The organism is Pseudomonas sp. MF6751, from assembly GCF_016613265.1.
Lineage (GTDB): Bacteria > Pseudomonadota > Gammaproteobacteria > Pseudomonadales > Pseudomonadaceae > Aquipseudomonas > Aquipseudomonas fluorescens_BV.
In genome coordinates this window covers 149,181-157,546 of the sequence record NZ_JAENSV010000011.1, presented here as the reverse complement: position 1 = coordinate 157,546, position 8,366 = coordinate 149,181, and the positions used below count along the sequence as shown (strand labels likewise).

Below are 8,366 nucleotides of genomic sequence, written 5' to 3'. Positions count from 1 at the left end.
TCCTTATCGGCGCTTTGGTGAAGGGGTGGGGCGAAGTCTCCCACGGTCTGTACTGGCTAGAGTCAGATGCTGGCTTTTAGTCCCACCACCCCTACAAGTCTAACCATACAAGCTGGCTTGCCTGCGATAGCGTTGGCGGATTCACTCCCGTCATCGCAGGCGAACCAGCTCCCACCTTTGAACTTCAGCGTTCTTGAGAATAGGGTAACTCAGCAACGCATCGAACCCCGCAGTAAACTGTCCCATACTTCAAGATTTCCACGGTCGCCCGGAGGCGGTCGTACGTGCAGACCACCCGAGAACGACCATGAGCCTTTCGAAAGCCGCCATCGCTTCATTCGACGTCGACGCTCAGAAGAGCTTCACGCCTTTGTGCCCCAACGAGTTGCCAGTGGCCGGTGGCGACGGCATTGGTGCCGAACTCAATTACATGGCCAGCCTTGCCGGCCACCGCATCGGCAGCAAGGACGCCCACACCCCCCACGCACCCTGGGTCGTCGCGCAGCACAGCGAGATGCTGCAACCCACCGGCCTGGCCCATGCCGATGTGACCTGGGTCAGCCACTGCGTGCCGGGTACCGAAGGGTTCACCCTGCTCGATGAATTGCCCACGCCCTATGACTACGACTACTTCATCTGGAAAGGTGTCGAGCCCGACCTGCACCCCTACGGCGCCTGTTACCACGACCTGCACGACAAACTGTCCACCGGCGTCATTGAGTACCTCAAGGCCCACGGCGTGGCCCGCGTGATTGTGGGCGGGCTGGCGCTGGACTATTGCGTCAAGACCACTGCGTTGCAGTTGCTCAAGGCCGGCTTGCAAGTGATCCTGCATTTGCCGGCGTGCCGCAGCATCAGCGAGGACGGGGGTGTACAGGCGGTGAATGAGTTGCTTAAGGCGGGTGCCGGCATTAGCAGCATCCGCGAAGAGCTGGCCGTGTTAGCCGCGCGTTAAGGAGACACGCCATGGAAAGTGCGCCCTGTGACGCTCCGCGTCACGATTGCGCTGGGCTCAAGCCTCAACGCTCAATCGACCGACCTCACCGCGCATTCCACTCCGGTCGCGCCTGGTTGACCTGGTCCCAATCAATCGAAATCGCTGTCTGCAAGTAACCCTGCATGGCTTTCACCTGCGCACGGGTCTTGTCGGTAGTGGGCGTGGTCGGGCTCTGGTCACCTTCTGTCGACTGGATTGGTAAGAGAATAACGCTGCATTACATAATTAAAAATGAACAGGGAGAGTCCCCCAAACTGACCTTGAAAATTGAAGCGTAATTGTAATGGCTTGCGTTTGAAAATACGTGGGCTCGCACTCAGCGAAATGTCTGGCTCCCATTAACTGCAACCAGGCAAAGCCATCGGCTCACATTGTCTGAAAATGAGCCAAGTGCCCGAATAGAAATTATGTGCGTTAGGTGGATCAGCATGTCAACTTAAGCCCTTGTACAAAATGGCCTCTCTAAAAGAATCTAGGTACTGAAAATGCCTGAAATTTTTCTTCGGGCACTTAATGTGATCCAGAAACGAGTGATGTAGTCGGGCCAAGCGGCCGATGTTGTCGAGCCGCTAGACTTATTAGCTGAAGTCGGAAGGTGTGTTAACTAGTTGTGTCTTTCCGAGCCTTGATCAAGGCGCTGATCAATTAAAACTTTTACTTGATCTGCGGTTGCGTTAAGGAGAGTAATAGCGTTCCCGTTAATGTCAAAGCCCTGAAATGAATTCGCTTGATAGGCAGGATCATGTTGGCGAATGATAAAGCCTCTATATGCAGTATCTGCTGGATAATCCATGATAAATTCTCTCTCGATTTGTGAGTAATGTTTTTATCTTGCAGCTTTAAGTTACAAGCTAATATCGAGCCACGTCTACTGTCATAGTTGACAGGTATTTGGGGTTGTATGCCCAAGTCCCAGATTTTTCCGGCAGCGCGCCAAACTCAGTAATCGCGGGGCTGCCGGAAAAAAGTGACTTGCGACACCGCTTGCCAAACGCGAAAACGGCACCTTTTCAGGGGTGAAGCCGTCGTCAAGCAACATTACATGCATCTGCGGGTTGGCCTTGTTGGCCTGGACTTTGGCGAGGATGGCCGATCACCCAAGTAGCAGCATTCCTGCGGCTTGTCGGCGACTGGCCGAGACGATGGCCGCTTATCGGTTTCTTGATGATGAAAAGTCATGTTCCAAAAAGTGCTTCAGCCCAATCAGAAGCGACTCTTGAGAGAATGTAAAGCAGTCCCGTGATGCTGTTGATTCAAGACGCAACCGAGATGGATAAATGGGTAAATCTTGGGCCAAAGGGATGGGGCCGAGCCGCTTGCCGATGGTGGTGGAGTTGCTCAAGCGAATCAGCAGCCATCGCCCTGCGTTGCGCAGGTCCTCGCAGGCGTTTGGGAGTAGGGATTCGACAACCACTAATGTTCACGGAAAAATCTCTGTGTTGCAGCCTTGCAAGTCGGTAAATGTTGACTAATATGATCCGGGTAAAACAAATAAAATCCGGGTAATAAAAAATGCCTACGCAAATTTTCCCGCTCTGCACGGCTTTCGCAGTTCATCAGCGCATTGCTGCCGGTACTTACCCCGCAGTCGCCGAGGCACTTGCCGATCAAGCGTTGCCCGCCGGTAGCTTCCTGGTCTTCGATGATGCCACCGGCAGGCAGGTCGACTACCCGTGGCCGGCGGGCTATGCGCCGCAGCAACCTGCCCAGGCCCACATCGAGGACGAGCCGCCCGCCACGCCCTCGGTGGGCCGCCCGAAGTTGGGCGTGGTCGCCCGCGAGGTCACCTTGTTGCCACGCCATTGGGAGTGGCTCGGCCAGCAGCGCGGTGGTGCCTCGGCCGCCTTACGCCGGTTAGTGGATGAGGCGCGTACCGGCCAGGCCGGCGCCGATAAGGCACGCCAGGCCAAGGAAGCCAGCTACCGCTTCATGAGCGCCATCGGCGGTAACCTGCCGGGTTTTGAAGACGCCTCGCGAGCGTTGTTTGCGCAAGACCAGGCCGACTTTTCCAGCAAGATCGCGCACTGGCCGCCGGACGTGCGGAGCTACCTGGCCTGGTTGTCGCGCAATGCCTTCTGTAGCTAAACATACCGGAACTCGACCCCTTATGGACGTTACCCAGCAACGCCCGCTGTGGCAGATCTACCTCATGTTCCTGGCACCGATGGTGCTGTCCAATTTCCTGCAAAGCTTTTCCGGCACCCTCAACGGCATTTACGTTGGCCAGATGCTGGGCACCCAGGCCTTGGCCGCGGTGTCGGGGATGTTTCCCATCGTGTTTTTCTTTATCGCCCTGGTGATCGGCCTGGGGGCGGGCGCCTCGGTGTTGATCGGCCAGGCATGGGGCGCCCAGGAGACCGGAATGGTCAAGGTGATTACCGGTGCCACCCTGACCCTGGGCGCGTTGGTGGGCCTGGTGGCCGCCGTGCTGGGCAGCCTGTTTGCGCGCCCGGCATTGCAGGCGTTGGGCACGCCGGTGGATGTGCTCGACGATGCCGTGGGCTACGCCCAGATGATGATGTTGATCATGCCGTTGCTGCTGGTGTTCATCCTCTATACCCAACTGTTGCGTGGGGTCAGCGACACGATTTCGCCGTTGCTGGCATTGATGGTCTCAACCCTGGTGGGCTTGCTGCTGACGCCTGCGCTGATTCGCGGCTGGATCGGCCTGCCGCCCTTGGGCATACAGAGTGCGGTGTATGCCGGGCTGGTGGGTAACGCTTTGGCGATGCTGTTTTTGGTCCAGCGCCTGCGCCACAAAAACCACGTGATGGCACCAGACCGCGAGCTGCTTGCCGCCTTGCGCCTGGACCGCGTCATCCTCGGCAAAGTCCTGCGCATCGGCCTGCCGACGGGCTTGCAGATGGTGGTGCTATCGCTGTCGGAGCTGGTCATCCTGGCCCTGGTCAACGGCCACGGTTCCCAGGCCACGGCGGCCTATGGCGCGGTGACGCAGATCGTCAACTATGTGCAGTTCCCGGCGCTGTCGATTGCCATCACCGCCTCGATCCTCGGCGCCCAGGCGATTGGCGCCGGGCGCCTGGAGCGTATCGGGCCGATCCTGCGCACGGGGCTTGTGATCAACCTGTGCCTCACCGGTGGCCTGATCGTGCTCGGCTATGGGCTGTCCCACTGGTTGCTGGGCCTGTTCATCACCGACGACAGCGCACGGGTACGGGCCGAACACCTGCTGCACATCATGCTCTGGAGCATTCTGGTATTCGGCTTCCAGGCGGTGATCGGCGGCATCATGCGCGCCAGCGGCGTGGTGCTGATGCCGGTGGCGATCTCGATCTTCTGCGTGCTTGGCGTGGAACTGCCAATGGCCTATCTGTTCAACGCCCACTTCGGATTGGAAGGGGTGTGGATGGCATTTCCGGTGACCTACCTGGCGATGCTGGTGTTGCAGATCGCCTATTACCGCCTGGTGTGGCGGCATAAGCAGATCAAACGGTTGGTGTGAGGCTCAGCCCCTGCAGGAGCAGCTCCAGGCCTTGCAAGCCTTCCTCCAGCCGTGTGCCCGGGTGTTCATCCCGGGCAATCCACAACGCGGTATTGACCAGGCTGCCGTTGATCAACTGCGCCAGTGCGTGGCTGGGTGCCGTCGGCATCAGGCCCGCTTGCATCAGGGCCTCCAGCAATTGGCGCAAGGACTCCACGCAGTGTTGTTGGGAGCCGGTGTCGCCCAGTACCGCCGGTGCATCCTGCAATACAATGCGCTGGATTTCCGGGTCCTGGGCCATGCGCAGATAAGCCCGGCAGCGCTCGCAAAAACCACTCCAAGGCTCTACGGCCTGCTCCGAGATGCGTTGCAAGCGCGCGTCCATCTCGCTGTCGAGTTGAGCGACCACCGCCGCCAGCAGCCCTTTTTTGTCACCAAAGTGGTGATACAGCGCACCGCGCGTCAGGCCGGCGCGGGCAGTGAAGTCATCCATCGAGGTATTGGCATAGCCTTGGGTGGCGAAGGCCCGGCGCGCGCTCGCTATCAGGCGGGCGCGGGTGTCTTCGATCATTTCAGCTCGGGCTCTGCTCATGGGCGTCTCTTGGCTAAGTGATTGACATACGCTGCGTATGCGAAGCATGATCTGCCACATACGCGTCGTATGTATTTTGCCCTGATGGATTCAGATAGCAAGCCCAGGGCGTCGAGCAAGAGGTCGAGCAGGATGGCAAACCCCTACGCTGAATTATTCCAGGTCCCTGGTGCCCGGGCCTTTGTGCTCGCTGGCATGCTGGCGCGCATGCCGATATCCATGACCGGCATCGGCCTGATCACCATGCTGTCCCAGGTGCATGGCGGCTATGGCCTGGCCGGTTCGGTGGCGGCAGTGTTTGCCCTGGCCACGGCGATTTGCGCGCCGCAAGTGTCACGTTGGGTGGACCGCTACAGCCAGGGCAGGGTGCTGCCGATTGCCGCGCTGATCGGAGGCGGGGCGCTATTGATGTTGCTGCTGTGTACGCGGTTGCAGGCGCCGAATTGGACGCTGTTTCTGTTCGCCGCGCTGGCGGGCTGCATGCCCAATATGTCGGCCATGGTGCGAGCGCGCTGGACCGAGTTGTATCGTGGCCAGCCCAGGCTGCAAACCGCATTTGCCCTGGAGTCGGTACTCGATGAGGTGTGCTTCATCATCGGCCCGCCCATTTCGGTGGGGTTGAGCGTGGCGGTATTCCCAGAAGCCGGGCCCTTGGTGGCGGCGCTGTTGCTGGCGGTGGGCGTCACCACCTTTGTGTTGCAACGGCAAACCGAGCCACCGGTACACGCGCATCAGGGCGCGCACGGTCGCTGGCTGATTGCGGCGCCGTCGGTATTGATCCTGATGATTTTGCTGCTGGCCATGGGCGTGATCGTCGGCGTGGTGGATGTGGTCAGCGTGGCCTTCGCCCAGCATCAAGGCCAGCCGGCGGCGGCGAGTATCGTGCTGTCGGTGTATGCCATTGGTTCGTGCCTGGCGGGGTTGGCCTTCGGTGCCCTCAAACTCAAGGCACCGTTGCCACGTCAGTTCCTGTACTGCGGCGTAGCCACAGCGTTGACCACCTTGCCCTTGCTGCTGGTGAGTAATATTCCCGGCTTGGCCGCTGCAATCTTTATCTCCGGGCTGTTCTTCGCGCCCACCTTGATTGTGTCGATGGCCATGGTGGAGCAGATCGTCCCGGCCAGCCGTCTTACCGAAGGCATGACCTGGCTGATCACCGGCCTGAGCATCGGCGTGGCCATTGGCGCCGCCAGTTCGGGATGGATGATCGACCACTTTGGCGCCACCAGCGGTTTTTGGGTGGCGCTGGCGGCGGGGTGCGTCGTCATGGGCTCAGCCGTGTTGGGGTATCGACGGTTGGGTTGAATGCCGGGTCGGTTCAAACATGATAGCGAGCGCTGTGCCGATGCCATTCGTAATTGCCTGCCAGCCACGCTTTTACCCCGCCGAGGAATCGTTGGAGTGAAGGCGAGGCGCCTTCCAGGGCTTGCCTTGCCTTGGTTTCGTAGCGACGCATGAGTGCGTTGTGAATGTCTGCACTAAGCGCCAGTGCATCCTGAAACGAGTGGCCCTGTTCGTGTACGAGCAACGAGGGCAGGTCGAAATCGCTGAGGTCAGGCTGTTGCTCTTTGGCGGCGGAGAACAGGTCATTGACGATCATGGTTGTACTGGCGGCCAGCGTTACCACTTCACGCACAGGCGCAGAGAAATAGATATCGGCCTCAAGCTCATAGCCGCCAACGATATCAATGAGGGCCATGCAGGGGATAAAGCTATTGACCTGACGATGCGCCAGATACTCCCAGATGTGGGGCAGGCTATGTTCGATCCGCCACGACGCCTCTGCACCCATGCTGACGAACATGGCGATGGTCTCGTGCCGTACGCGCGCCTTTTGGGACGCCGTGCCGTAGCGGTCCAGATGGTTCATGTAGCCTTTCAGGCCACGCAGCACGGGGTCATCTTCAAGAGTGTGTTTCAGTGCGCGATCGTAGGGTGGGTTCAGGTAAGCCTTGTCCATTGTGGCCAGAGCCCGTGATAAGCGCGCACCCAATAACTTGGGGTTGGCGCCGCGTCGTTCGTCATCACAATAATGGTCGTCCACCGCGAACAACGCGGCCATGCATTTTGCAGCCAACAACAAGCGTTGTACGTCGTCGGTGTCGGGGTGGCACAGCATCACGAAGCGTCCGAAATTCGAGGCCCTTACGTGCGCCACTTGACCCTTGAAAATACCGGTTCGCCGCACCCATCCGACTAACAGCTCATTGATGTGCTCACCTAGCGCTTCATCGACCCTTAGCGGTAGCGGGCATTCAAGGGCAGGAAGCTGGAGGCGGGTCGTGGTTTTTGGCAGGGCTGAGTGTGGGGTGATGTCGTTCATAGCAAGACTCCGCGTGTCTATGCCATTGGACGTTACTGCGGACCAAGGGTCAGGAAAGGAAGGCGTTTGATTTTTCAATCTAGAAGCTTGGACGAAAAATACAATTGGATACGTTAGTTCTGTTTGGAATCAATTTCGTTGGAGAAAGTGATAAGGGCGCACCATGACCTAGCCCCTTGCGCCCGCCCCTAGCCTCGAAAGACGCCAGGGACGCCGGCGCCTGGCCTGCACGCTCGCGTTCAAACGGCGGCAAGCCCCTCTGCGCCATGTTGCTGCAGGAACTCGTTGAGCGCCTGGCGCGTGAGGTCGTTCAACGTTACTTTTTTTCGAGTCGCCGCCAGGGCCGCAGCCAGGTGCAGGTCGTGGCCGACACGCACGTTGAATGAACCCTTGCAGGGTTTCTCGGGTGTCTGGCCCAGGGCCTGGCACGTAGTGAGGTAATCCTCCACCGCCTCTTTGAACGCGGCGTCCAACTCTGCGACCGTCTTGCCTTCGTAGCTCACCAGCGCCTTGATGAAGAGGATCTTGCCGAACAGGCAGTTGTCTTCGAGGCTGGCTTCGATGGAGCCGATGTAGCCTTTGTGTTTCAGTTGGTTGTTCACTGAATCAGTTCTCCTGATTTCAATTGTTCGATGATCTGGCGGCGAATGTAGTGTTTCAGTTCGTTGCCGGGGTGAGGCTTGTGCAGGGTGATCATTGCACCGGGGTCGCCAATGTCGAACTTGACCCGGCTTCCAGCCCCTTCAATCTGTGTGTATCCCAATCGGCGTAATAACGTGACGAGCTCAGACCAGGTAAATGCCATGTGCTCATTGAGCAGTTTGGCGAGCAGCTTTTCATTTTTGGACACGGCGCTCCCTGCGTGTAACTAAATGTAGTTGCAAAAAGTGGTGTTCGTCAATCCTAGCTCAGGTTCGCGTCCCTTCCCGGGGATTGATGTAACCCCTGATGACAGCTCACTCGGCGCCACCCATCCCCTCGCTAATTTTTCCCCGCCCGGTTCGTTTTATAG

9 protein-coding genes and 2 pseudogenes are annotated in these 8,366 nt (G+C 58.7%); 5 read left to right on the top strand and 6 right to left on the bottom strand.

All coding sequences use genetic code 11. The features are described from left to right. Positions 1 to 307: 307 nt before the first annotated feature. Complete coding sequence (locus tag JJD66_RS12320) at positions 308 to 955, top strand: isochorismatase family protein (protein WP_200648260.1); 648 nt, start codon at positions 308 to 310, stop codon at positions 953 to 955. An 85-nt stretch (positions 956 to 1,040) separates the two neighbouring features. On the opposite strand, the pseudogene JJD66_RS12315 reads toward JJD66_RS12320, so the two are convergent. Both JJD66_RS12315 and JJD66_RS12310 read right to left on the bottom strand, forming a co-directional pair. Next, positions 1,041 to 1,166, bottom strand: a pseudogene (locus tag JJD66_RS12315) (ABC transporter substrate-binding protein); the annotation flags it as partial. Positions 1,167 to 1,601: 435 nt separating this feature from the next. Continuing rightward, positions 1,602 to 1,790, bottom strand: a complete 189-nt coding sequence (locus JJD66_RS12310) for a hypothetical protein (RefSeq protein ID WP_200648259.1) — start codon at positions 1,788 to 1,790, stop codon at positions 1,602 to 1,604. A 271-nt stretch (positions 1,791 to 2,061) separates the two neighbouring features. Here JJD66_RS12310 and JJD66_RS28035 point away from each other — a divergent pair. From JJD66_RS28035 to JJD66_RS12295, 3 genes and pseudogenes are all read left to right on the top strand, one after another. Further along, positions 2,062 to 2,305 (top strand): annotated as a pseudogene (locus JJD66_RS28035) (transposase DNA-binding-containing protein); the annotation flags it as partial. A gap of 204 nt (positions 2,306 to 2,509) precedes the next feature. Next, a complete protein-coding gene (locus tag JJD66_RS12300) occupies positions 2,510 to 3,082 on the top strand; it encodes a DUF2239 family protein (RefSeq protein WP_096144851.1) in 573 nt (190 codons plus the stop codon). A 22-nt stretch (positions 3,083 to 3,104) separates the two neighbouring features. Then, positions 3,105 to 4,460, top strand: coding sequence for an MATE family efflux transporter (locus JJD66_RS12295; RefSeq protein ID WP_200648257.1), 1,356 nt, complete (start codon positions 3,105 to 3,107; stop codon positions 4,458 to 4,460). On the opposite strand, the gene JJD66_RS12290 is transcribed toward JJD66_RS12295, so the two are convergent. Further along, positions 4,444 to 5,031, bottom strand: a complete 588-nt coding sequence (locus JJD66_RS12290; protein WP_054918657.1) for a TetR/AcrR family transcriptional regulator — start codon at positions 5,029 to 5,031, stop codon at positions 4,444 to 4,446. The two genes, JJD66_RS12295 and JJD66_RS12290, sit on opposite strands and share 17 nt — an antisense overlap. A gap of 132 nt (positions 5,032 to 5,163) precedes the next feature. Here JJD66_RS12290 and JJD66_RS12285 point away from each other — a divergent pair, with 132 nt between their 5' ends. Then, the gene (locus JJD66_RS12285; protein WP_105226580.1) at positions 5,164 to 6,336 is read left to right on the top strand and encodes an MFS transporter; all 1,173 of its coding nucleotides are present in this window, start codon (positions 5,164 to 5,166) and stop codon (positions 6,334 to 6,336) included. A 13-nt stretch (positions 6,337 to 6,349) separates the two neighbouring features. On the opposite strand, the gene JJD66_RS12280 is transcribed toward JJD66_RS12285, so the two are convergent. The 3 genes from JJD66_RS12280 to JJD66_RS12270 form a co-directional block, all read right to left on the bottom strand. Further along, positions 6,350 to 7,354 carry a family 2 encapsulin nanocompartment cargo protein terpene cyclase gene (locus JJD66_RS12280; protein ID WP_146120474.1) on the bottom strand — a complete coding sequence of 335 codons (1,005 nt, stop codon included), beginning with the start codon at positions 7,352 to 7,354 and terminating at the stop codon, positions 6,350 to 6,352. 239 nt (positions 7,355 to 7,593) lie between these two features. Continuing rightward, the gene (locus tag JJD66_RS12275) at positions 7,594 to 7,956 is read right to left on the bottom strand and encodes a type II toxin-antitoxin system HicB family antitoxin (protein ID WP_105226582.1); all 363 of its coding nucleotides are present in this window, start codon (positions 7,954 to 7,956) and stop codon (positions 7,594 to 7,596) included. Further along, positions 7,953 to 8,204 carry a type II toxin-antitoxin system HicA family toxin gene (locus JJD66_RS12270; protein ID WP_105226583.1) on the bottom strand — a complete coding sequence of 84 codons (252 nt, stop codon included), beginning with the start codon at positions 8,202 to 8,204 and terminating at the stop codon, positions 7,953 to 7,955. Before JJD66_RS12270 ends, JJD66_RS12275 begins: the two co-directional genes overlap by 4 nt. Between the last annotated feature and the right edge of the window lie 162 nt (positions 8,205 to 8,366).